The organism is Megasphaera sp. SC8-1 (genome assembly GCF_024436295.1).
GTDB lineage: Bacteria > Bacillota > Negativicutes > Veillonellales > Megasphaeraceae > Megasphaera > Megasphaera elsdenii.
In genome coordinates, this window is the sequence record NZ_JANFQH010000027.1 from 101,857 (window position 1) to 123,563 (window position 21,707).

At 56.5% G+C, this 21,707-nt stretch carries 22 protein-coding genes; 20 read left to right on the forward strand and 2 right to left on the reverse strand.

Annotation, left to right across the window (positions count from 1 at the left end; all coding sequences use genetic code 11):
• Nucleotides 1–10 precede the first annotated feature (10 nt).
• The 18 genes from NOS26_RS08665 to NOS26_RS08750 all read left to right on the forward strand — a co-directional run bounded on the left by NOS26_RS08665 (nucleotide 11) and on the right by NOS26_RS08750 (nucleotide 17,665).
• Nucleotides 11–2,059, forward strand: coding sequence for a DUF5693 family protein (locus tag NOS26_RS08665; RefSeq protein ID WP_051014201.1), 2,049 nt, complete (start codon nucleotides 11–13; stop codon nucleotides 2,057–2,059).
• Nucleotides 2,052–3,185, forward strand: a complete 1,134-nt coding sequence (gene csaB, locus NOS26_RS08670) for a polysaccharide pyruvyl transferase CsaB (protein ID WP_027895742.1) — start codon at nucleotides 2,052–2,054, stop codon at nucleotides 3,183–3,185. The genes NOS26_RS08665 and csaB overlap by 8 nt, the downstream gene beginning before the upstream one ends.
• Nucleotides 3,182–3,868, forward strand: a complete 687-nt coding sequence (gene ftsE, locus NOS26_RS08675; protein ID WP_014017012.1) for a cell division ATP-binding protein FtsE — start codon at nucleotides 3,182–3,184, stop codon at nucleotides 3,866–3,868. The genes csaB and ftsE overlap by 4 nt, the downstream gene beginning before the upstream one ends.
• The gene (gene ftsX / locus NOS26_RS08680; protein WP_014017011.1) at nucleotides 3,858–4,745 is read left to right on the forward strand and encodes a permease-like cell division protein FtsX; all 888 of its coding nucleotides are present in this window, start codon (nucleotides 3,858–3,860) and stop codon (nucleotides 4,743–4,745) included. Before ftsE ends, ftsX begins: the two co-directional genes overlap by 11 nt.
• A 1-nt stretch (nucleotide 4,746) precedes the next feature.
• Entirely contained in the window at nucleotides 4,747–5,931 is a 1,185-nt protein-coding gene (locus NOS26_RS08685) for a murein hydrolase activator EnvC (protein WP_255917573.1), read from the forward strand.
• 38 nt (nucleotides 5,932–5,969) lie between these two features.
• A complete protein-coding gene (locus NOS26_RS08690) occupies nucleotides 5,970–7,127 on the forward strand; it encodes a S41 family peptidase (protein ID WP_255917574.1) in 1,158 nt (385 codons plus the stop codon).
• 135 nt (nucleotides 7,128–7,262) lie between these two features.
• Nucleotides 7,263–8,534: a GTPase ObgE gene (gene obgE / locus NOS26_RS08695; protein WP_014017008.1), complete on the forward strand. Its 1,272-nt coding sequence runs from the start codon at nucleotides 7,263–7,265 to the stop codon at nucleotides 8,532–8,534.
• A 367-nt stretch (nucleotides 8,535–8,901) separates the two neighbouring features.
• A complete protein-coding gene (locus NOS26_RS08700; protein WP_027895744.1) occupies nucleotides 8,902–9,195 on the forward strand; it encodes a YhbY family RNA-binding protein in 294 nt (97 codons plus the stop codon).
• 13 nt (nucleotides 9,196–9,208) lie between these two features.
• Nucleotides 9,209–10,339: a glutamate 5-kinase gene (gene proB, locus NOS26_RS08705; protein ID WP_014017006.1), complete on the forward strand. Its 1,131-nt coding sequence runs from the start codon at nucleotides 9,209–9,211 to the stop codon at nucleotides 10,337–10,339.
• A 15-nt stretch (nucleotides 10,340–10,354) separates the two neighbouring features.
• Nucleotides 10,355–11,599: a glutamate-5-semialdehyde dehydrogenase gene (locus NOS26_RS08710; RefSeq protein WP_305120449.1), complete on the forward strand. Its 1,245-nt coding sequence runs from the start codon at nucleotides 10,355–10,357 to the stop codon at nucleotides 11,597–11,599.
• Between the two features lie 147 nt (nucleotides 11,600–11,746).
• Nucleotides 11,747–12,388, forward strand: a complete 642-nt coding sequence (gene nadD, locus NOS26_RS08715; protein ID WP_014017004.1) for a nicotinate-nucleotide adenylyltransferase — start codon at nucleotides 11,747–11,749, stop codon at nucleotides 12,386–12,388.
• On the forward strand, nucleotides 12,346–12,942 hold the full coding sequence (gene yqeK / locus NOS26_RS08720) for a bis(5'-nucleosyl)-tetraphosphatase (symmetrical) YqeK (RefSeq protein ID WP_027895746.1): 597 nt from the start codon (nucleotides 12,346–12,348) through the stop codon (nucleotides 12,940–12,942). The genes nadD and yqeK overlap by 43 nt, the downstream gene beginning before the upstream one ends.
• Nucleotides 12,943–12,944: 2 nt before the next feature.
• Complete coding sequence (locus NOS26_RS08725) at nucleotides 12,945–13,913, forward strand: LCP family protein (RefSeq protein ID WP_255917575.1); 969 nt, start codon at nucleotides 12,945–12,947, stop codon at nucleotides 13,911–13,913.
• Between the two features lie 30 nt (nucleotides 13,914–13,943).
• Nucleotides 13,944–14,327: a ribosome silencing factor gene (rsfS, locus tag NOS26_RS08730; protein WP_014017001.1), complete on the forward strand. Its 384-nt coding sequence runs from the start codon at nucleotides 13,944–13,946 to the stop codon at nucleotides 14,325–14,327.
• A gap of 1 nt (nucleotide 14,328) precedes the next feature.
• Complete coding sequence (locus tag NOS26_RS08735) at nucleotides 14,329–15,183, forward strand: S1 RNA-binding domain-containing protein (RefSeq protein ID WP_255917576.1); 855 nt, start codon at nucleotides 14,329–14,331, stop codon at nucleotides 15,181–15,183.
• A 385-nt stretch (nucleotides 15,184–15,568) separates the two neighbouring features.
• Nucleotides 15,569–16,123 carry an ECF transporter S component gene (locus NOS26_RS08740; RefSeq protein ID WP_027895749.1) on the forward strand — a complete coding sequence of 185 codons (555 nt, stop codon included), beginning with the start codon at nucleotides 15,569–15,571 and terminating at the stop codon, nucleotides 16,121–16,123.
• Between the two features lie 13 nt (nucleotides 16,124–16,136).
• Nucleotides 16,137–16,958, forward strand: coding sequence for a pyridoxamine kinase (locus NOS26_RS08745; RefSeq protein ID WP_014016998.1), 822 nt, complete (start codon nucleotides 16,137–16,139; stop codon nucleotides 16,956–16,958).
• Nucleotides 16,959–17,002: 44 nt separating this feature from the next.
• On the forward strand, nucleotides 17,003–17,665 hold the full coding sequence (locus NOS26_RS08750) for a TatD family nuclease-associated radical SAM protein (protein WP_255917577.1): 663 nt from the start codon (nucleotides 17,003–17,005) through the stop codon (nucleotides 17,663–17,665).
• Nucleotides 17,666–17,921: 256 nt separating this feature from the next.
• On the opposite strand, the gene NOS26_RS08755 is transcribed toward NOS26_RS08750, so the two are convergent.
• Entirely contained in the window at nucleotides 17,922–18,395 is a 474-nt protein-coding gene (locus NOS26_RS08755; protein ID WP_036203949.1) for a CBS domain-containing protein, read from the reverse strand.
• A gap of 169 nt (nucleotides 18,396–18,564) precedes the next feature.
• Here NOS26_RS08755 and NOS26_RS08760 point away from each other — a divergent pair, with 169 nt between their 5' ends.
• Nucleotides 18,565–19,380, forward strand: coding sequence for a hypothetical protein (locus NOS26_RS08760; RefSeq protein WP_014016995.1), 816 nt, complete (start codon nucleotides 18,565–18,567; stop codon nucleotides 19,378–19,380).
• A gap of 144 nt (nucleotides 19,381–19,524) precedes the next feature.
• On the opposite strand, the gene pckA is transcribed toward NOS26_RS08760, so the two are convergent.
• The gene (gene pckA, locus NOS26_RS08765) at nucleotides 19,525–21,111 is read right to left on the reverse strand and encodes a phosphoenolpyruvate carboxykinase (ATP) (RefSeq protein ID WP_014016994.1); all 1,587 of its coding nucleotides are present in this window, start codon (nucleotides 21,109–21,111) and stop codon (nucleotides 19,525–19,527) included.
• Nucleotides 21,112–21,338: 227 nt separating this feature from the next.
• Here pckA and tnpA point away from each other — a divergent pair.
• On the forward strand, nucleotides 21,339–21,707 hold a 369-nt coding region (gene tnpA / locus NOS26_RS08770), incomplete at its 3' end, for an IS200/IS605 family transposase (protein ID WP_255917578.1).

Sequence of the window (21,707 nt, forward strand, 5' to 3'; positions counted from 1 at the left end):
AATGACAAATATGAATAAACGCAGTATGCTGGCGATGATACTGGCCGTCTTCATCGGCCTCGTCTGTGCGCTGGTCATGTGCGTACAGCGCAATGCCATAGAAGACAAGTCGATGACGATAGAACAGGCTATGGATTACGATGCTATCGTCGTCATGGCCCGGAACGACGGCTACGACCTCGACACGGCTCTCCAGATGTGCCGCGATGCCGGCGTGACGAGCTTTACTATTTACGATGCAACCCTCAACAAACTGACTCAGCGCGGCGAACTGTCGCTGGTGACGAAACTCGGCGCCGATCTCTATTATCCCCAGTTCGGCCTGACGGACAAGTCTTATGACTACTACCTCATTGGCAAGCCCCAGAGCCAGAAGGACTTGTATTTCGATGAAGTCGTATCGGACCTCAAGGCCCGCTTGGGCGATGACAAGGTGAAGATCATGTCCAACGGCCAGTACCGCATGGCCGGCATCAAAGGCGTCATGCCTGGCCTGGGCGACGTCAACCTTGGCATCCTCAGTGCTGATGCCAGGACCATTACGGACCACGGGTTCCACGTCATCCTGCGTCCGACGAACTACAGCAATCCGACGAAAGAACAGGTTGCCCATTTCTTCGACCGCGCCGATAAGATACAGAACGTATCGGGCATCATGTTCGTCGGCAAGGAAGTCCTGGGCTATACGCCGGTCAATGCCGAACGCAAGACCATGCTGGACTATACGGCAGACAACCTGAATGACCGGGATATTCCCTTTTATATGATCGAATCGGTCAACCAGCTCCAGTATAACCAGCAGGACGGCATGTACGACCTGGCCGGCCTGGTCCATTACCGCACGGCCCGCGTCTATGCCATGGCCAAGGAAGAATTGGAAAAGATTACGCCTGAAGAAGCGGCCATGCGCTACTATATCAGCGACTTGGAACGCAATGCCCGGGTCAATCTCTATCCACTTTATAAGAAGCCCCTCCACGGTATGAACCTGACTCAGACTAACTTGTCCTATGTCAAGATGGTTTCGCAGAAACTGACGGACCGCGGCTATACCTTGGGCAAGGCGTCCATCATGCCGCCGTATTATCCGAACCGCCTGCTCCTGGCCATTACGGCAGCGGCAGCAGCCTGCGGCTTCGTCTTTGTCCTCAACTTGCTCATTCCCCTGTCGGACCGCAAGAACTATATCCTCATGGCCATCGGCATCGTCTGCGCCGTCATCGGCGCTGTCGTCGCCAAAGGGGCCCTGTTCCTTCAGGTCTGGGCTATCGGCTGTGCTACGGCTGCGCCGACAGCGGCCATCCTCCTGGCCCTGGACCACTGGAAGAAAAAGAAAATCACCAGGAAGCTCGGCTATGGCCGGGTCGTCCGCGATGGTACGATCGGCTTGTTCTTTGCCGTCGCCGTCGCCATGATCGGCGGTCTCTATATCGCCGCCATGCTGGGCAATATCCGCTTCTTCATGGAATTTGACTTCTACCGCGGCGTCAAGCTGACCTTCGTCCTGCCGCTGCTCCTGGTTGCCATCGGCTATCTGCGCCGTTTCCCGCTCATGGGACAGACCATCGCCTCGCCGGAAGACCTCAAAGTCTTCGTCAAGGATTTCCTCAACATTCCCATCAAGATGGGGACTATCCTCATCCTGGCCGTCCTGGCCCTGGCGGGCGTCATCTTCGTCGGCCGCAGCGGTCACACGGCCGGCGTCCCCGTACCGGGCGTGGAAGTAGCCATGCGCCGTTTCCTGGAAAATGTCCTCTATGCCCGTCCGCGGGAAAAGGAATTTCTCATCGGCCATCCGGCTTTCTACCTCATGGTCGCTGCCCTGTACCGTAAATGGCCGCAGCTGCTGCACTTCTTCCTGGTCATCGCCGCTGCCATCGGCGTCGGCTCCATGGTCGAAACCTTCGCCCATATCCGGACGCCCTTCCTCATGTCCTTCATCCGCGGCATCAACGGCTGGGTGACGGGCATGGTCGTCGGCATCGGATTGATCATTGCCATTGCCATCGTCAGCTATGTGACGACGTGGCTGGGAAAGCAGGTGGCCCATCGTGACTAGAGTCGTCATTTCCGGCTATTACGGCTTTGCCAATGCCGGCGACGAAGCCATGCTGGCTGCCATTGTCGGCTCCCTGAAAGACATCATTCCCGACGTATCCATTACGGTCATCACCGGCAACTGCCGCATGACCCGGGAAAACCATAACGTACAGGCTGTACACCGCCTGAACTTCTTCGCTATCGCAGCGGCTATTCGCCGCTGTGATATTCTTATAAGCGGCGGTGGCAGCCTCTTGCAGGACGTGACCAGTGCCCGCAGCCTCTATTATTACTTGTGGATCATGAAAATAGCCTTGTTCTTCAAGAAGCCGGTCATGCTCTATGCCCAGGGTATCGGTCCCGTCCGCGGTGCCAAAGCCCGCCGGGCCGTGCGCAAGGTCTTGCAGCGCGTCGCCGTCATCGGCGTCCGCGATGCCGATTCCAAGGCTGAACTGGCTGCCATGGGCGTGACCAAACCACCGGTCCACGTGACGGCCGATGCCGTCTTGTCCATGCATCCCGTCGACAAGAAAATCGGCCTGTACATCCTGAAGAAGCACGGCATCACCGGCATCCGCCGGCGCCTGGGCATTGCCGTCCGCAACTGGCAGGACCACGATGCCTATAAGGAAGCCATCGCCGCTGCGGCCGACGAATTGCAGGAAAAACAGGACGTCCACGTCATCTTTATCCCCATGCAGTACCCGGCCGATGTCGAAGCAGGCCGCGATATTGCCAGCCGCATGAAGACGAAGGCCGTCGTCCTCGACGGCCACTATACGACGGTGGAATTTATGTCTCTCATGGGCTGTATGGATGCGGTCATTGCCAATCGCCTGCACGCCCTCATCTTTTCGGCCATCATGCAGGTGCCGGCGACGGCCGTGTCGTATGACCCGAAAATCGACAGTTTCATCAACCTCATCGGCGATAAGGTCTGCGGTACGACGGAAGACGTCGAGGCGGCAGATATCGTCGCCGACGTGACGAAAAAATTATCTCTCGGCCATTTGGCACCGGAAATCAAGGCCCGCCTCAATCACCTGCGGCGCCAGTCCCTGCGCAATGCCTATCTGGCCCTGCGTATCCTGGAAGGGCGCAAGGGCGTCCGCAAGCGCCTGCAACAGCATCGGAGGTCTTTATGATTGAATTAAAGAACGTATCCAAGGTCTATGACAATGGTTCCATTGCCCTGGACCACGTATCGCTCCATATCGGCAAGGGCGAATTTGTCTTCGTCGTCGGTGCCAGCGGGGCCGGCAAGTCGACGCTCATCAAGCTCTTGTCCCATGAAGAACTGCCCTCGCGGGGGTCGGTCTTCGTCAACGGCATCGAAGTCAATAAACTGGCCAAGAGCCGCGTGCCCTACTTGCGCCGCAAAATGGGCATCGTCTTCCAGGACTTCCGCCTCCTGCCCAATAAGACGGCCCAGGAAAACGTGGCCTTTGCCATGGAAGTCATCGAAGCGCCGCGGCGCCTCATCCGCCGCCGTGTCCGGGACGTCCTCGACCTGGTCGGCCTGGTGGGCAAAGCCGACGCCCTGCCGCGGAACCTCAGCGGCGGCGAACAGCAGCGCGTGGCCATTGCCAGGGCCATCGTCAACCGGCCGCTGCTGCTCATTGCCGATGAACCGACGGGGAACCTGGACCCGGAAACGTCGCAGGACATTATGGAAGTCTTCAAGAAAATCAACCACATGGGGACGACGGTCCTCATGGTGACCCATGATAAGACCCTCGTCGACATGATGAACAAGCGGGTCATCGAAATCGACGGCGGCAAAGTCGTCCGCGATGAACAGAAGGGGGGATACGACGATGAAACTTAGGACCATGCGCTATTACATGGCCGAAGCGCTCCAGTCGTTCTGGCGCAACCGCTTCATGTCCATCGCCTCTATCGCTACCGTCGCCTTGTCGCTGTTCATCCTGGGCCTTTTCCTGACCCTCGTGGCCAACCTCGATTACTTCGCCGAGAACCTGGAAAGCCAGGTCGAGATCACGGTCTACCTCAAAGACGACGTGAGCCAGAAGGACATCGACAGCGTCGGCCGCCGCCTGAGCGCCCTGCCCGACGTGAAGTCCGTTGCCTTTACCGATAAGGACCAGGCCATGGATATCCTCAAGGAACGCATGAAGGACCAGCCGGGTATCCTCGACGCCCTGGACGGCAAGAATCCCCTGCCCAGTTCGTATGAAGTGACCTTTACGGAACCGGAAGCCGTGCGCCGGACGGCGGACATCGTTTCCGATTATCCCGAAGTCGAAGGGACTCATTACGGCCAGGAAATCGTCGAACAGCTTTTCCAGATTACGCGCATCATCCGCTGGGGCGGCATTGCCTTGATCATTTTCCTGACCCTGGCCATGCTGTTCATCATTTCCAATACGATCCGCCTGACCGTCTTCGCCCGGCGCAAGGAAATCGCCATCATGAAATACGTCGGCGCGACGAACTGGTTCATCCGCTGGCCGTTCCTCCTGGAAGGGCTGCTCCTGGGCTTCATCGGCGGCGTCCTGGCTGACCTGGCCTTGTGGCAGTTCTATGGATTCGCCGTCACGGCCATCCATCAGTCCCTGGCCTTCCTGCCCATGGTCAGTGTCTATCCCTTTATGTACCGCACGGCGGCCATCCTCCTGGTCATCAGTATGATCATCGGCGCCTTGGGCAGTACGATTTCGCTGAAACGATATATGAAGGTGTAATATGGTAAGAAAATACATTATCCTGGCCGTAACGGCAGCCCTGTTGTCGCCGTGCCTCCTGTCCTTTGCCGACGATGACCTGCAGGACCAGCTGGACGACGTCCAGACCCGCATGGCCGAGCAGAGCGAAAAGAAGGCCCAGGCCCAAATGGTCATCGACAACGTCAGCGACAAGCTCTATGAAATCCAGAAGAGCCTGGAAGCGGCCCAGGGCGAATACCGGACGGTAACGGCTGACCTGGCGGCGACAGAAGAAAAAATAGCCGCGACTCAGGCCGAGCTCGACGAAAACCGGGCCCGCCTGGAGAAGCGGGAGAAAGTCTTTACCAGGCGCATCCGCGACGTCTACATGCATGGCCAGCTGAGCTATCTTGACGTCGTCCTCGGCGCCAAGGACTTCAGCGACTTCTCGAACCGCCTGGAGCTCTTGCGCCGCGTCGTCGATGCCGATATTTCCCTTATTTCCGACATCCGCCGGGAACGGGCGGCCATCGAAGCGGCCCAGAAAGAGTTAGAAGTACAGCGCGACCGCCAGGCCAAGCTGCGCGATGAAGCGAAGGCCAAGCGCGACGAAATCGCATCGCATAAAGAAGAACAACAGGCTGTCCTCTACCAGGCTCAGACCGATAAGGCGACGGCAGAAAAGGCTTATGCCGAATATCAGCAGGCTTCTCAGTCCATTGCCGAGATGCTGCGCCAGCGGGCGTCGGCTGAAGCCCAGCCGGCTCCGGCCGCTCCCGACAGCAGCGACCAGGGCGAAAGCAGTGATGCCGGCAGCTCCCAGCCTTCCGGCGGGGGAGGGAGCGGTGCCATGATCTGGCCCGTCAACGGCGTCATCACTTCGCCTTACGGCTATCGGACTCATCCCATCTTCGGGACGACCATCTACCATAGCGGTATCGACATCGGCGTCGATTATGGGACCCCTGTCCAGGCCGCCGACGGCGGGACTGTCGTCGAAGCCGGCTGGGTCAGCGGCTATGGCTATGCCGTCGTCATCGACCACGGCAACGGCCTGTCGACCTTGTACGGCCACAATCAGGAACTCGCCGTTTCCGCCGGCCAGAGCGTCTCTCAGGGCCAGGTCATCGCCTACGCCGGCTCGACAGGCAACTCCACCGGCCCTCACGTCCACTTCGAAGTCCGCGCCAACGGCGACCCTGTCGATCCGCAGGGATATGTTTGAGGTATGAAGTTTGATACACTATACAAGGAGGCACCATAATGGGGAAACATAGTTTACGGCAGACGTGGGAGAACGTCCGCCGGCCGCTGGGGTATGTCTGCAGCGGTATGATCATCATGATTGTCGCCATGGTTGGCCTCTTTTGGTATTATACCGGCCGGCCTTCGTCGATGTTCGAGTTTTTCCGGACGCTGGAGATCATCGAAAGCCATTACGCCGAAGATGTCGATAAAAACGCCATCTTTGACGGGGCCTTGAAGGGCATGGTCAGCACGCTGGGGGATAAACATTCGACCTATCTCGGCGGCGACTTGTATAAAGATTTTTCTGCCCAGATGAGCGGCACCTATGCCGGTATCGGCGTCTACATCGCATCGACCGATGACGGCATCCTCATCGCCGGCGTCATGGAAGGCAGTCCGGCTGAAGAAGCGGGCCTCCAGCGCGGCGATATCCTGGTATCCATTGATGGGACGTCTGTCGCAGACTATAAGCTGGAAGATGTGTCCCAGCACATCCGCGGTCCTGTCGATACCAGCGTCGACCTCGTCGTCCGCCGCGATGGCGAAGAAAAATCTTTCACTGTCCAGCGCCGTCAGATCCACGTGCCGACCGTGGCCGGCAAGATGGTCGACGGTACGGATGTCGGTTATATCCGCGTCGCCGTCTTCAGTGAGGGCACAGCCGATGATTTCACGAAAGAATTTACCAAGCTCCGCGAACAGGGCATGAATAAGCTCATCCTCGACTTGCGCGACAACCCGGGCGGCATCGTCGAACAGGCTGTCGGCGTGGCCAGCAATTTTGTGCCGCCTGACAGCACCATCGTGTCCTATACGGAACAAGATGGCAAAGTGGACCAGTACACGGCCCAGGGGACGGAGGACCCCATTCCCCTTGTCGTCCTGGTCAATGAAAATTCGGCCAGCGCTTCGGAAATCGTCGCCGGTGCCGTCCAGGATATGAAGCTCGGCCCCATCGTCGGCGTCAAGACCTACGGCAAGGGGACCGTCCAGGGCGTCTTCCCTGTCGATTCCTCGTCAGCCGTCAAAGTGACCGTTGCCAAGTATCGAACGACCAATGGCCGCGAAATCGACGGCGTCGGCATCGAGCCCGATGTCGTCGTCCCCCTGACCCCGTCGGACCCGGAAGACAGCCAATTTGAAAAGGCTTTGGAAATTATTCGGGAAAAATGACTTTACAGATGGGCAAATATGCTTTAAAATTTGATAGTAACGTCAATTAGATATTTTTGGACAGATAGACAGGAGACATGGTATATGTATGCTGTGTCTCTTTCTGTATCCGCATGTATTCCTATGAGGTGAAATATGTTTATAGACAGAGCAAGAATTTTTGTACAGTCCGGCAAGGGCGGCGACGGCATGAGCAGCTTCCGTCACGAAAAGTTCGTCCCCAAGGGCGGACCGAATGGCGGTGACGGCGGTCAGGGCGGCAACGTCGTCCTCGTCGCCGACCGCAACGTCAATACCCTCGTCGACTTCCGCTTCCGCCGCCTGTTCAAGGCCAAACCCGGCGGCAAGGGCGAAGGCAGCAACAAGTACGGCCGCAACGCCGAAGATTTAGTCATCACCGTCCCCTTGGGGACCATCGTCAAGGACGAAGAAACGGGTCAGGTCATGGCCGACTTATCCCGTGACGGCCAGCGGGCCATCGTCGCCAAAGGCGGCCGCGGCGGCCGCGGCAACTGGCATTTCCGCACCAGTGCCAACCGGACGCCGACCTTTGCCGAACGGGGGGAACCGGGGGAAGAACGGTGGCTGCGCCTGGAATTGAAAGTCCTGGCTGACGTCGGTCTCCTGGGCTATCCCAGCGTCGGCAAGTCGAGCATCCTGCGCAAGGTGTCGGCAGCTCAGCCGGAAGTGGCTGCGTACCATTTCACGACGCTCAACCCTATTCTGGGTGTCGTCAACCTGCCGGATCACCGCAGCTTCGTCATGGCCGATATACCCGGCCTCATCGACGGCGCCAGTGAAGGCGTCGGCCTGGGCCACGATTTCCTGCGCCACATCGAACGGACGAAGATCCTCATCCACGTCATCGACGTATCGGGCATCGAAGGCCGCGACCCCATCGAAGACTATGAAAAAATCAACGCGGAACTGGCGAAATACAGTGAAAAACTGTCGCGCAAGCAGCAAATCGTAGCGGCCAATAAAATCGACCTCCTCGGCGATTCGGACAACCTGGAACGGCTCATGGACTACATGGCCGCCCACGGCGTCGAAGTCTATCCCATCTGTGCCATGACCGGCGAAGGCATGGACAAGCTCCTGGAACGGGTCTGGACGATGCTGGAAGAATACGTGGAAGAACCGGATGAAACGACGGAAGAAGTCGTCTATAAGGCCCAGAACAAACCGGACTTTGAAGTCAAGCGCGACGACGACGGCGCCTTCGTCATCACCGGCGCCCGCATCGAAAACCTCGTCGCCATGACCAACTTCGACGATGACCAGTCCCTGCGCCGTTTCCAGCGCATCTGGCGCTACATGGAACTGGACAAGCTCCTCCAGGAACACGGCATCCAGGACGGCAACACTGTCCGCATCTATTCCATGGAATTTGAATACCACAAATAACGCAGACCGCCATTGGCTCCCCTGATAGGGGAGCTGTCAGCGAAGCTGACTGAGAGGTTGAATCACACATTTCAAACCCAATGGACGGGAAACGGAAAATCCCCCTAGGGGTAGAGCGGGCGCGCCACGGCACGCCCCTACAGCCTGCGGCAACATACCCCGCCCCGTAGGGGAGCCATTGTAGGGGCTCGCACGTGGCGAGCCCGCCTGAGTCCGGCGGTAACGCACCAGGCCTCCGTAGGGGCTCGCATGTGGCGAGCCCGCAGAGTCCGGCGGTAACGCCCCCGGCACCCCGTAGGGGCCGCCCAAAGGGCGGCCCGCCTGAATCCTACTTGTTTTACATAATAATGAACCTAAGGAGATCCACATGAACAATAAAGATAAGAAGCAACTCAAGGGCATGGCCAGCCTCATGCCGTCTGTCGTCCAGATTGGCAAGGACGGCCTCAGCGATGCTGTCATCGACAGCGCCCGGGCTGCCATTACGGCGCGGGAACTGATCAAGGCCCACGTCCTCAACAATGCCAATCTGCCGACGAAGGAAACCATGGAAGATTTGGCCGACATGCTCGGCGCCGAACTCATCCAGGTCATCGGCCACTACGGCGTCTTATTCAAGAAGAAAGACAAGAAATCTCATTTCGAATTTATTAAAGATTAGGACGTGAGGCTTTGTGAACAGTACAAGCAGGGACTTCGGCCAGAAGAAACGCATCGTCGTCAAGGTCGGGTCCAGCACCATTTCCCATGCGACGGGGAAACTGAACTACCAGCGCATGGAACACCTGGTCCGGGAACTGGCGGACCTCCAGAACCAGGGCAAGCAGATGATCCTCGTCAGCTCCGGCGCCACCAACGCCGGCCTGGCACCCCTCCATATGGACCACCGGCCCCGGTCGATCCGGGAAAAGCAGGCCCTCGCCGCCGTCGGCCAGGGCGTCCTCATGCATACGTATGAACGGTTTTTCCGCGAATACGGCCAGGTCGTCGGCCAGGTCCTCCTGACCCGCATGGATTCCCAGGACCGGAGCAAATTCATGAACTCCCGCAACGCCTTGCTGACCCTGCTCGACATGGGCGTCATTCCCATCATCAATGAAAATGACGTCGTCGCCGTCGACGAATATAAAATCGGCGACAACGACACCTTGTCGGCCATGGTCAGCGGCCTCGTCGATGCGGACCTGCTCATCCTCTTATCCGATATTGACGGTCTCTATACGGACAACCCGCGGACCCATGCCGATGCCAAGATCATCCCCGTCGTCGACAACATCGACAAGCACATCTATGAAATCGCCGGCGACGCCGGCTCCAGCATGGGCACCGGCGGCATGTACACGAAAATCCAGGCGGCCTCCATTGCTACCGCCGCCGACGTGGACATGGTCATCGCTTCGGGCAGTGAAGACGGCATCATCAGCCGCATCTGCGCCGGTGAGGAAGTGGGGACGCTGTTCAAAGCCAAGGAAACGCCGCTACATTCGAAGAAACGCTGGCTCGTATCGGGCAGCAAGGCCCAGGGCCGGCTCATCGTCGACGAAGGCTGCCGCAACGCCATCATCGACCGCGGTTCCAGCCTCCTGCCCGTCGGCATCACCGCCGTCGAAGGTATCTTTGACGAAGGGGACATCGTCAGCGTCGTCTACGACGGCCTGACCATTGCCAAGGGCATCAGCAACTACAGCAGTGTCAACATCAATGCCATCAAGGGCCTGCAGTCCGCCGACATTCCCAAGGTCCTCGGCCACAATGGCATTTATGAGGAAGTCATTCATCGCGACAATCTCGTCGCCATGTATTAGAAGGGGGTATTTTCCATGATATCCGAAGTATTCCGTAAAGGCCGCGATGCCAAAGAAGCCTCGTATGCCCTGGCTGCGACATCGACGGCAGCAAAGAACCAGGCCCTGGCGGCCATTGCCGACGGCCTGGTCGCCCATGAAGACGATATCCTGGCGGCCAACGCCGTCGACTTGAAGCGGGCCCGGGAAAAGGGCATGGCCGAAGCCATGGTCGACCGCCTGACTTTGACCAAGGACCGCATCGCCGCCATGGCCGAAGGCGTCCGCCAGGTCATCGACCTGCCTGACCTGGCCGGCGTCGTCCTCGACGAATGGGACCGCCCGAACGGCCTGCACATCCGCAAGGTCAGCGTGCCCTTAGGGGTCATCGCCATCATTTATGAATCGCGGCCCAACGTCACCGTCGACGCAGCCGTCCTCTGCGTCAAAGCCGGCAACGCCTGCGTCCTCCGCGGCGGCAGCGAAGCCATCGCGTCCAATACGGCCCTGGCTAACGTCATCCGCGAAGGCCTGGCCAAAGCCGGTCTCCCGGCCGATGCCGTGAACCTCATCGAAAATACGGACCGGGCTTTGGTCAAGGAACTGCTGACCTTGCGCCGGTACATCGACCTGGCCATTCCCCGCGGCGGAGCCGGCCTGATCCGCATGGTCGTCGATACGGCGACAGTACCCTGCATCGAAACGGGCAGCGGCGTCTGCCACGTCTACGTCGATAAAGACGCCGACCTGGACATGGCCGTCCACATCGTCGAAAACGCCAAAGTTTCGCGGCCGTCGACGTGCAACGCCATGGAAACGCTCCTGGTCCACCGCGATGTGGCCGATGCCTTCCTCAAGAAGCTGGCACCGGTCATGGAAGCGGACCGCGTCGAACTGCGCGGTGACGACGAAGCCTGCCAGTCGAGTGCCATGAAGACGGCCAGCGAGGAAGACTGGGCGACGGAATACAATGCCCTCATCATGTCGGTCAAGGTCGTCGGCTCCCTCCAGGAAGCACTGGACCACATCCGCCGCTTCAGTACCCATCATTCCGAAGCCATCATTACGGAAAATAAGGCGACAGCTGCCGCTTTCCAGGCGGCTGTCGATTCGGCGGCCGTCTATGTCAATGCGTCGACGCGCTTCACCGATGGCTTTGAATTCGGCTTTGGCGCCGAAATCGGCATCAGTACACAGAAGCTGCACGTTCGCGGCCCTATGGGGTTGGAAGCACTCGTGTCCTATAAATACCTCGTCGACGGCAACGGTCAGATCCGGTGAGGCTGGCCCGGCTGCGCGGGTATGGACGGACCCTGCGCCAGTATGCGGCGTCGCCGAAGACTCAGTTTGAATACCGGCATTATGCCAAATTTTTATTGCTTTATGCGTTAGCAGTAGCTATCGCCTGGGGAGGAATTTATTGGTACCATGGAAATCACTAGGCTCGGCATCATGGGGGGGACCTTCAATCCCATCCATCTAGGCCATCTCATGATTGCCGAAGAAGCGCGCCAGACCTTTCACCTGGACAAGGTACTCTTTGTGCCGTCATATATCACGCCCAACAAGAACGTCAACGGGGCGACGGCCGAGCAGCGCCTGACCATGACGCGCCTGGCTACGGCTGACAATCCTCGTTTTACAGTCAGTGACATGGAGATGCGCCGCAAGGGCAACTCCTATACGGTCGATACGCTGCGCTTCCTGAAGAAGCTCTACGGACCGTCGTATATCTTGTATTTTATATCCGGGACAGATACGATCCACGACCTGCACAACTGGAAAGAACCGGAAGAAATCCTGAAGTTGTGCCAGTTCGTCGGAGCGACCCGGCCGGACGGCTCGGAACAGATCGACTCCATCATCGCCTCGTTCGGGGAGTTGGGGAAACATATCCTCAAGCTGCCTGTGCCGACCATGGAAATTTCGTCGACGGAACTGCGCCGCCGCATCCGCCTGGGCCTGTCTGTCCGCTATATGATACCGCCGGCTGTGGCCGAATACATCAGAAAAAATGGAGTATATCAATGTACAACGAAGAATTCAAAGATAGAATCAAAGCGGATTTAAAGGAATCTCTGTCTTCTCATCGCTATACCCATGTACTGGGTGTAGCAGCAGCGGCCCGCGAATTGGCAGACCGCTACGGCTGCGATGCCGATACGGCTGAAGTGGCCGGCCTTTTGCACGATGCTGCCAAACAGCTGCCCCTGCCGGACATGCAGGCCCTGGCGGAAAAATCCTTTCCCGTCCTGCCGGCACCCATCCTGGCTAACGGCGGCCTGCTCCACGGCTACGCTGCCGTGACTATCGCCAGGGAACGCTATGGCATCACCGATCAGGCCCTCTTAGGGGCCATCGCTCATCATACGACCGGGGCGGAACAGATGAGCACGCTGGAAAAAATCATCTTCCTCGCCGATTACATCGAAGTGAACCGCGACTTCGACGGCGTCGACGATTTGCGAAAAGCCGCCCGGCGCAACCTCGATGAAGCCGTCCTCTTAGGCTATGATTCGACAATCCGCCATCTCCTCGACCAGGGCAAGCCTATTTTCGTCGGCACCGTCGTCAATCGCAATGCACAGATCGACGTCATCCGTGCCGCAGATCGGAAGGCCTGAGGATGACACAGGAAAAACGAAGGAAGATTTTATACCGCATTTTGACCGTCGTCGCCGCCGTCGCCGTCTTCCTGGCCGGACGGTCTTTGTACCTGCATTACCAGTCCATCAAAGAGGCGCCGATCCAGCAGGACGCGCCCGATACCAGCCAGACCCAGAGCGACAGCTCCGTCTTTGCCCAGACCAGTCCGGACAAGCCGCTTTACGTCCTCCTCCTCGGGACCGATGGCGGTCATCCGCAGCAGGCGAATTTCGTCGGTGTCGCGGCCATCAACAAGGCCAAGAAGCACATCGACATCATCATGCTGCCAGATGATACGAAGATCGAAGGGCGCAAGGAAAAGGGCATCCAGGAATTGCAGGATGTCTATAGCGAAGGCGGCATGAGCCTGGTCCGGGCCGTCGTCGAAGATATTTTCCACATCCCCATCCCCTATTATGCGACCTTCACGGCCGATTCCTTCTCGAAGATGGTCGATATGAGTGGCGGCGTGCCGATTTACGTCGAAAAGAACATGTACCACGGCGATGAAGAAACGGGGAAGACCGACATCAACCTCTTCCAGGGTTATCAGACCCTGACCGGGAAGGAAGCTGCCGGCTATATGCGCTACGTCGATGGCGACGGCTATCTGTCGCGGACGCAGCGCCAGGAACGGTTCATCAAGAATTTCTATGAAGACCGGCAGGACTGCTTCGGCGTGACCAATGCCTTCTTCCTGTACCGGGCATGGCACGACGTCGATTCCAATATTTCCGCCAAGGATATGGCCCAGCTGGCCTTTGATTTCCGCGGCGTCACGGCCGATAACATCGACTTCTATATCCTGCCCGGCGAAATGGCCATGAGCGGCAAGAACGGCGATACGAAATATTACTGGACCTACGACCCGGTCGAAGTCCAGAAGGTCATCGGCCGCACGAACAATGCCATTTCGACAGCACCGGAACCGGATGATACGAAACAATAATAATTACGTCATAAAGGAGTTACTACATACATGCCAATTACCATGAAAGCAGCGAAAGCTGAACAACCGAAAGAACTGAAGAGCTATGAAATTGCCTGCAAGGCCGCTGACGACAAGAAAGCCTGGGACATCGTCACCCTCGATATGAGCGATTCGTCCCTCATGGCGGACTACTTCGTCATCTGCAGTGCCCGCAATAACCGGCAGTCCCAGAGTATTGCCGACAACATCGAAGAACAGATGGAAAAGAACGGCTATGATGTCCGTCACGTCGAAGGCTACCGCGAAGGCAAGTGGATCCTCATCGATGCCGGCGAAGTCATTGCCCACGTCTTTGTCGAACAGGACCGCCAGTATTACGATTTGGAAAACTTGTGGTGCGACGCACCGCGCATTGCCTACGAAGGTGAATGAGATGACGACACTTCAGGAAAATAGTATTGCTACGCTGGAAGTCCTGCGCCAGAGCGATATGGGCGTCTTTTTGAACGGCGGTACGGGCAATACGAACGACGATATTTTACTCCATAAGAATCAGCAGACTGGCGACGTCAAAGTGGGCGACAAAGTGACGGTCTTCTTGTACCATGACCCGTCCGGTCGCTTGACGGCTTCTATGCGCCTGCCTAAAATCAAAGTCGGCCAGATCGGCTATGCGCCAGTCATCAATACGACGCGCTTCGGCGCCTTCGTCGACGTCGGTACAGAACGGGGTATCTTCATGCCCTTCGCCGAAATGAAAGGCCGGCCGAAAGAAGGGGAATACGTCTGGGTCAAGCTCTATGAAGACAAATCCCATCGCCTGGCCGTCTCCATGGAAGTGGAAGACGAAATGCGCCGGGCGTCGCGAGCAGCGACGGATGCTAAAATCGGCGACTGGGTCGAAGGGGCGGTCTACAATATGACCGACCAGGGGGCTTACCTCATGACCCGCGAACGGTGGATCGCCTTCCTGCACCGCAGTGAGTTCAACGGGCCGATCCTCATCGGCCAGATGATCAAAGGCCGCATCACTTACTTGCGCGAAGACGGCCGCATCAACATCTCCCTGCGCCAGACCAAGGAAAATGCCATCAATCCCGATGCCGAACGCATCCTGGACTTCCTCAAGCAGCGCAAGGGCAAGATGCCTTATGGCGATAAGACGGCGCCGGCCGTCATCAAAGCCAAATTCGGCCTGAGCAAAGCCGCCTTCAAGCGCGCCTTGGGCCACCTCATGAAAGAGAAGAAAATCCACCAGGACCAGGGCTGGACCTATTTGGATATGTAGGGGCTCGCAGGCCGCAGCGACATGAATCATGTCGCCGTAGGGGCCGTCCCAAAGGGCGGCCCGTTGTGGGAATCCCGCAAGCTGATGCGATTGAGCGGTTCGTATAAAAACGGGACCGTGCACGAAGACATATGTCATCATGCACGGTCCCGTTTTGATTTTGTAGGGGCCTCTACGTGGCAAGCCCCTACGGATTTATTCTATTGGATTCAGGCGGGACGCCCTTTGGGACGTCCCCTACGGATTGAACTTTTTCTGTTAGACAGAAAAAGTTCAATCTGTCCCATTTACAATGGGCTGAATATACCCTAAAATAGGGTACAGATTAATCATAACCATACATTGGCCAATGTGTGAAACTCTGTAATCGTTAGGGGGATTTCACATGTCATCATATTCTATGGAACACAAACAGCAAGCCGTTTCGGCTGGGAGTCTTTGTTATGCTGCCGTTTTGACGGCCCTGGTCTTTGTCCTTACCTTTGTACCGAAGATTCCGATTCCCCTGGGCTATGCCCATTTGGGGGACGCCATTATCTTTGCGTCTGTCCTGTTCAGTACGCGCCGCCAGGCAGCCCTGGCCGCTTCTGTCGGCTCGGCCCTGTCTGATTTCATCGGCGGTTTTCCGCTTTGGATCATCCCGACGCTGATCATCAAGTACGTCATGGTCGAAGCCGTCTTTTATACGGTCCGTCCGGACAAAAGGGAATGGAAACTGACGTCACCGCGCGTCTTCTTCGGCTTTTTCTTATCTGCTGCCTGGATGGTCCTGTCTTATACTGTATCGGGCAGTCTCCTCTACGGCAGCTGGGCCGTCGGCATCCCGATGGTACCGGGACTCATCGGGGAAGGCGTCGTCAATATGATTGCCGCCTATGCCCTGGCTGCTTGTCTGGTCAAGGCTAGATTCCGTGGTTATGGTTATAGCCTGAAAAGATAAGGAATGATTGTATATGCATCAAAAGAAACTGGCTCTGGTCAATGATGTCACCGGCTATGGCCGCTGCAGCATTGCCGTGGCCCTGCCTATCGTGTCGGCCCTGAAGGTCCAGGGCTGTATCCTGCCGACGGCCATCTTGTCGGTCCATACGGGCTTCCACGATTATTATCTCGACGACTATACGGATCACATGACGCCGTATATCGAGAGCTGGAAGAAGAACGGCCTGACCTTTGACGGCATCAGTACGGGCTTCCTCGGCTCGGCCCGGCAGATCGACATCGTCCTCGATTTCCTGCACGACTTCAAAGGACCGCAGACCCTGGCCTTCATCGACCCGGTCATGGGCGACGATGGCCAGCTGTACCCGTCGTATACGCAGGAAATGTGCGACGAAATGCGGCGCCTGTTGGCTTATGCCGACGTGGTGACGCCCAATGTGACCGAAGCCTGCGAACTTTTGAGCCTGCCTTATCGGTCGGACCGCGACCTTGGTGAAGCCGATTTATTGGCCATGGCCCAGGCTCTGGCCGAAAAGGGGCCTCAGGGCGTCATCCTGACGGGCATCCACGACGGGCCGTATATCGGCAATTTCATCTACGACCACGGCCGGACGAGCTGGGTCAAAGCGAAAAAAATCGGCAGCGACCGCAGCGGGACAGGGGATGTCTTTGCGGCCATCGTCTCGGCGTCCGTCGTCCGCGGCGAAAGCCTGGAACAGGCCGTACAGAAAGCGTCGGATTTCATCTGCCGCGTCATGGCCTATACAGAAACCTTGGATTTGCCGCATAACGCCGGCCTGGCCTTTGAAGAATACTTGACGACGCTGCGATGAGATTCAAAAGATACACAAATTGACAAAAAAGGGGATAGCGTATCATGATTGTTTATACGGTAGTAGGACAAGGACAATATGTAGATCTCGAAGATGGCTTGAAGATGAAGCCTGAAGGACAGTGGAGCATGTACGTCAATCTGACCAATCGCTGCACCTGTTCCTGTACGTTCTGTCTGCGGTCCATGAAGAAGATGGCCGAAAATGAGACACTGTGGCTGAAGCGGGAACCGACGGTGGATGAAGTGAAGAAAGCCCTCGACGGTGCTCCCTGGGACCACATCAACGAAGTCGTCTTCTGCGGCTTCGGCGAACCGACAGAGCGCCTCGATGATTTGACGGCCCTCTTGAAATACGTCAAAGACACGCATCCCGGCATGAAGACCCGCGTCAATACCAACGGCCTATCCGATTTGGCCTATGGCCGCGATACGGCACCGAATTTTGGCGGCGGCATCTTAGATACCATTTCTATCAGCATGAATGCCTCCAATAAGGAACGCTATCTGGAACTGACGCGCAGCAAATTCGGTATCCAGTCCTATGACGCCATGCTCAAATTCGCCGTCGACTGCAAACAGTACGTTCCTAACGTCGTCCTCACCGTCGTCGACCACGTCGAAGACAGCGAAGAAATCAAGAAGTGCCGCGCCATCTGTGATAAACTGGGCCTCCACCTCCGCGTCCGCGTGTACGAGGATAAATAATGTTTGCAGAATAAATAACGATGTAGGGGCTCGCACGTGGCGAGCCCGCTGCCATAATGGGTTTGTAGTGGATAGCCAGCAATGTAAAGCTATCGCCTTACTTGAATGAACGGTGGTAACATCTCAAAGCGGGCCGCCCTCTGGGACGGCCCCTACGAAGCGGTCCATGGGACCGCGGCTAACATCCACATCAAACTTTCAACTTCAAACTTCAAACTCAAAAAAGGTCTTGTCGCACGTGCGACAAGACCTTTTTTCACTGCCCATTATCTCCGTATTCGTTATAGAGTTGTTTGAGGATGTTCTTTCGTTCTACTATGCCCAGGAGCTTTTTGTCCTTGACGATGGGGATGGCTTTCAGATGTTCTGCGACCATGACGCTGGCCAGGTCTTCTATGGTGGCATCCGGGCCGGCCATGATGACTTTTTTGGTCATGAGCTGTTCGGCTGTGCAGGCGAAGAGTTTCTTGAAGCCTTGTTGGTATTCCTTGAGGTTGCCGTAATAGATGTTGGCGCCCAGGAGGTTGACGTACTGCGGGACGCAGGGCTTGACTTCCTTATACAAGAGGTCGGCGTCGGTGACGATGCCGATGATTTCCTTGTCGTCCTGGACGATAGGGATGGCGTTGACGTTGTTTTCTACGAACATATCGACGAGATCAAAAATGGACGTATCTTTCTGCGCCGTAATGACATTTTTTTCCATAATATCTGCTGCCGTTTTCGACATAAGATCAACCCCTTTATCACAAATTCGATGGGAGCATGCCTCCTATTCATTTATATTATACCATATTTTGGGAATATAGGGACGGCTATCGCCGTCCCGCCGGCCTGCGTTCTTCGCCAAATCATGGTATAATAAATGCATATTTCACTAGACTAAAGGAGCGATAGACATGACGATAGATTATTTAGTGGCCGACCCTAGCGGCAATACGACGATTTTGGTGCTGACGCCGGTAGCGAAGGCGCAGCATAGTTCCCTGGCGGCGCAGTTATTGGCCCTGCCGGGCATCGAGGCGGAACAGGTCGGCTATGTGAGCCGTGAAGCGGGAAAGCCGCTGCGCGTCGATATGATGGGCGGCGAGTTCTGCGGCAATGCGTCGCGGTCGGCGGCGGCCTGGGCCCTGGCCTGTGATGGCGGGGAACAAGGCGTGTACGACGTGTCCTGTTCAGGCTGCGATACGGTCCTGCCGGCCAAAGTGGCCCGAAAAGGGGAGGGGACTTATGAAGCTTTCATTGAAATGCCTTATCCCGAAGACGTAAGCGGTATCCTCATCGCTGTCGATGATTTCCCGGCCCGCTTTTTCCGCGTCGATTTGCCGGGCATTACGCACTTCGTCCACTTCGTCCCGTCCTTGGAAGGCCTGGATAAAGAAAAATATTGGACCATTCTCCAGGACTATGTCGACGGCGAAGACCTGCCGGCTTACGGCCTGGTCCTCTGCGATACGAAGAAAGGGGAAATGATCCCCGCCGTCTACGTCCGCGATACGGATACCCTCTATTGGGAAAACAGCTGCGGCAGTGGCTCGGCTGCCGTCGCCGCGGCCCTGGCCTGCACGACCCATAAGAACGTGGCCTGCTACATGAAACAGCCTGGCGGGACCCTGGCCATTGCTGCCAAAGTCAGCGAAAAAGGCGACTTGCAGCAGATCTTCATCGGCGGCCCCGTCACATTGGGAGAAGTCGAAACAGTCACTATCAGCTAATAGCTTTGACCATCGTCGATTTTTCGAGTATTAAGTTTGCAGTTTATAGTTTTTAGTGAGTGCTTTTAAATTTTACGGCGGGCCGCCTTGACAGGACGGCCCCTACGGTGCGACATCATGGATGTCGCTGCGGCCTGCGAACGACTACACCCGCGGGCCCGCTTCAATGATTTCTTCGGGCATGTCGGGGTACTTGGTCTTGAAGTTTTCATAGAACATGGCGGCGACTTTCTTGGCCATGATGTCGTAGGATTTCTTGTTGTCCCACGTCGCCCGCGGGTTGAGTATCTGGTTGGGGACGCCGGGACAGGTCTGGGGGATGTCGACGTTGAAGCGCAGGTCATGGCGGTAGGGGACGTCGTCGAGATAGCCGTTCAGGGCGGCCGTGATCATGGCCCGCGTGTATTTCAGGTCCATGCGGCTGCCGATGCCATAGGGGCCGCCGGTCCAGCCCGTATTGACCAGGTAGACCTTGGTATTGTACTTTTCGATGCGTTCGCCGAGCATACCGGCGTAAATGTCCGGCGCCAAGGGCATGAAGGGTTCGCCGAAGAGGGTCGAGAAGGTCGGAATCGGTTCGGTAATGCCTTGTTCCGTACCGGCGACTTTTGACGTAAAGCCCGTGACGAAGTGATACATGGCCGCTTCTTTGCTGAGCCGTGAAATGGGCGGCAAGACGCCGAAACTGTCGGCCGTGAGGAAGATGATGACCGTCGGGATGCCGCCTTTGCCGGGTTGGGCGGCGTTGGGAATGTAGTCGATAGGGTAGCCGGCCCGCGTATTTTCGGTTATCTTGCTGTCGAAATAGTTGGGATGGCGCGTGTCTTCATCGAGGACGACGTTTTCGACGAGGGTGCCGGCCTTGATGGCGTTATAGATGTACGGTTCTTTTTCCGGATTGAGGTTGATACATTTGGCATAGCAGCCGCCTTCAAAGTTGAAGATGCCCCGTGACGACCAGCCGTGTTCGTCGTCGCCGATGAGCTTGCGGTTCGGATCGGCCGAAAGGGTCGTCTTGCCTGTGCCCGACAGGCCGAAGAAGATAGCCGTTTCCTTAGTGACCGGATCCATGTTGGCCGAGCAGTGCATGGGCAGAACGCCTTCGTTAGGCAGAAAGTAATTCATGACAGAGAAGACACTCTTCTTGATTTCTCCGGCATAGCGCGTGCCGGCGATGAGGACCATACGGGATTCATAATCGACGAGAATGGCTGCCTGCGAGTGCGTGCCGTCGACTTGGGGATTGCACTGGAAACCCGGGGCGACGAGGATGGTGAAGTCTGGTTCACCGTACTGGGCCAGCTCTTCCGCTGTCGGCCGGATGAGGAGGTTGCGGATGAAGAGACATTCGCTGGCCAGTTCATTGACGACGCGGAATTTCTTGCGGCATAGCTCGTCGGCACCGGCAAAGCCGTCGAAGAGGTACAGGGGCCGGTTTTGGAAATAGGCCAGCATCTTGCTCTTGATGGCGTTGAATTTTTCTTTGGAAATGGGCCGGTTGATATTGTTCCAGGCGATGTAATCGTGGATAGACGGCGTATCGACGATGAATTTGTCATCCGGTGCCCGGCCGGTATATTTGCCGGTCCGCACGACAAGGGCCCCGGTATCGCTGAGGACGCCTTCCTGATTCAACAGGGCCTGCTCCGTCAGCCAGGCCGGCGACATATTGCGGTATACTACTTCTGGATTTATCACTCCGATGCGGTCTAAGCCATAAGTATGTTGCATATCGATCACTCCTTTGAGATTCTTAGTTCGTAGGGGCCGCTCCGAAACGGGCGGCCCGACTTAACAACTATCTATTTTAACCTAATTCTGCAAGAAGTCTCCCGCCTCTTTAGGCGGTGAGATGAATTGCAGGTTTTTCTGAGGGTTCGATGCCCTCAGAAAGACAATTGCTTCATAATTTGTTTTGCAGTATAATCAGTAGTAAGAGAGAAAGGACTGATTATACTATGGAATTAGACAGTAATAACCATTCAGTGTTCTTGCTCTATTACCATCTTGTTTTAGTGGTGAAGTACCGACGCAAAGTATTTTCTGACCCAATGAGCCAATATGCAAAAGATATATTCGTCCGCATAGGTTCATCATATAATATCACTTTGGAAGAATGGAACCACGACCAGGACCATGTACATATTATGTTTCGTGCCCATCCTAATACAGAGATATCGAAATTTGTCAACGCTTATAAAAGTGCCAGCTCAAGGCTCATAAAGAGATACTTCCCCGAGGTTAGGTGTAAGCTATGGAAGGAAATGTTCTGGTCAAGAAGCTATTGTCTGCTGACAACCGGCGGGGCTCCTATAGAGACAATTCGC

Bases quoted from the DNA above. Each gene is read 5' to 3' on its own strand.
- NOS26_RS08665 (WP_051014201.1), top strand. From the start codon at position 11: ATGAATAAACGCAGTATGCTGGCGATGATACTGGCCGTCTTCATCGGC.
- ftsE (WP_014017012.1), top strand. From the start codon at position 3,182: ATGATTGAATTAAAGAACGTATCCAAGGTCTATGACAATGGTTCCATT.
- ftsX (WP_014017011.1), top strand. From the start codon at position 3,858: ATGAAACTTAGGACCATGCGCTATTACATGGCCGAAGCGCTCCAGTCG.
- NOS26_RS08685 (WP_255917573.1), top strand. From the start codon at position 4,747: ATGGTAAGAAAATACATTATCCTGGCCGTAACGGCAGCCCTGTTGTCG.
- NOS26_RS08690 (WP_255917574.1), top strand. From the start codon at position 5,970: ATGGGGAAACATAGTTTACGGCAGACGTGGGAGAACGTCCGCCGGCCG.
- obgE (WP_014017008.1), top strand. From the start codon at position 7,263: ATGTTTATAGACAGAGCAAGAATTTTTGTACAGTCCGGCAAGGGCGGC.
- NOS26_RS08700 (WP_027895744.1), top strand. From the start codon at position 8,902: ATGAACAATAAAGATAAGAAGCAACTCAAGGGCATGGCCAGCCTCATG.
- NOS26_RS08710 (WP_305120449.1), top strand. From the start codon at position 10,355: ATGATATCCGAAGTATTCCGTAAAGGCCGCGATGCCAAAGAAGCCTCG.
- nadD (WP_014017004.1), top strand. From the start codon at position 11,747: ATGGAAATCACTAGGCTCGGCATCATGGGGGGGACCTTCAATCCCATC.
- yqeK (WP_027895746.1), top strand. From the start codon at position 12,346: ATGTACAACGAAGAATTCAAAGATAGAATCAAAGCGGATTTAAAGGAA.
- NOS26_RS08725 (WP_255917575.1), top strand. From the start codon at position 12,945: ATGACACAGGAAAAACGAAGGAAGATTTTATACCGCATTTTGACCGTC.
- rsfS (WP_014017001.1), top strand. From the start codon at position 13,944: ATGCCAATTACCATGAAAGCAGCGAAAGCTGAACAACCGAAAGAACTG.
- NOS26_RS08735 (WP_255917576.1), top strand. From the start codon at position 14,329: ATGACGACACTTCAGGAAAATAGTATTGCTACGCTGGAAGTCCTGCGC.
- NOS26_RS08740 (WP_027895749.1), top strand. From the start codon at position 15,569: ATGTCATCATATTCTATGGAACACAAACAGCAAGCCGTTTCGGCTGGG.
- NOS26_RS08745 (WP_014016998.1), top strand. From the start codon at position 16,137: ATGCATCAAAAGAAACTGGCTCTGGTCAATGATGTCACCGGCTATGGC.
- NOS26_RS08750 (WP_255917577.1), top strand. From the start codon at position 17,003: ATGATTGTTTATACGGTAGTAGGACAAGGACAATATGTAGATCTCGAA.
- NOS26_RS08755 (WP_036203949.1), bottom strand. From the start codon at position 18,395: ATGTCGAAAACGGCAGCAGATATTATGGAAAAAAATGTCATTACGGCG.
- NOS26_RS08760 (WP_014016995.1), top strand. From the start codon at position 18,565: ATGACGATAGATTATTTAGTGGCCGACCCTAGCGGCAATACGACGATT.
- pckA (WP_014016994.1), bottom strand. From the start codon at position 21,111: ATGCAACATACTTATGGCTTAGACCGCATCGGAGTGATAAATCCAGAA.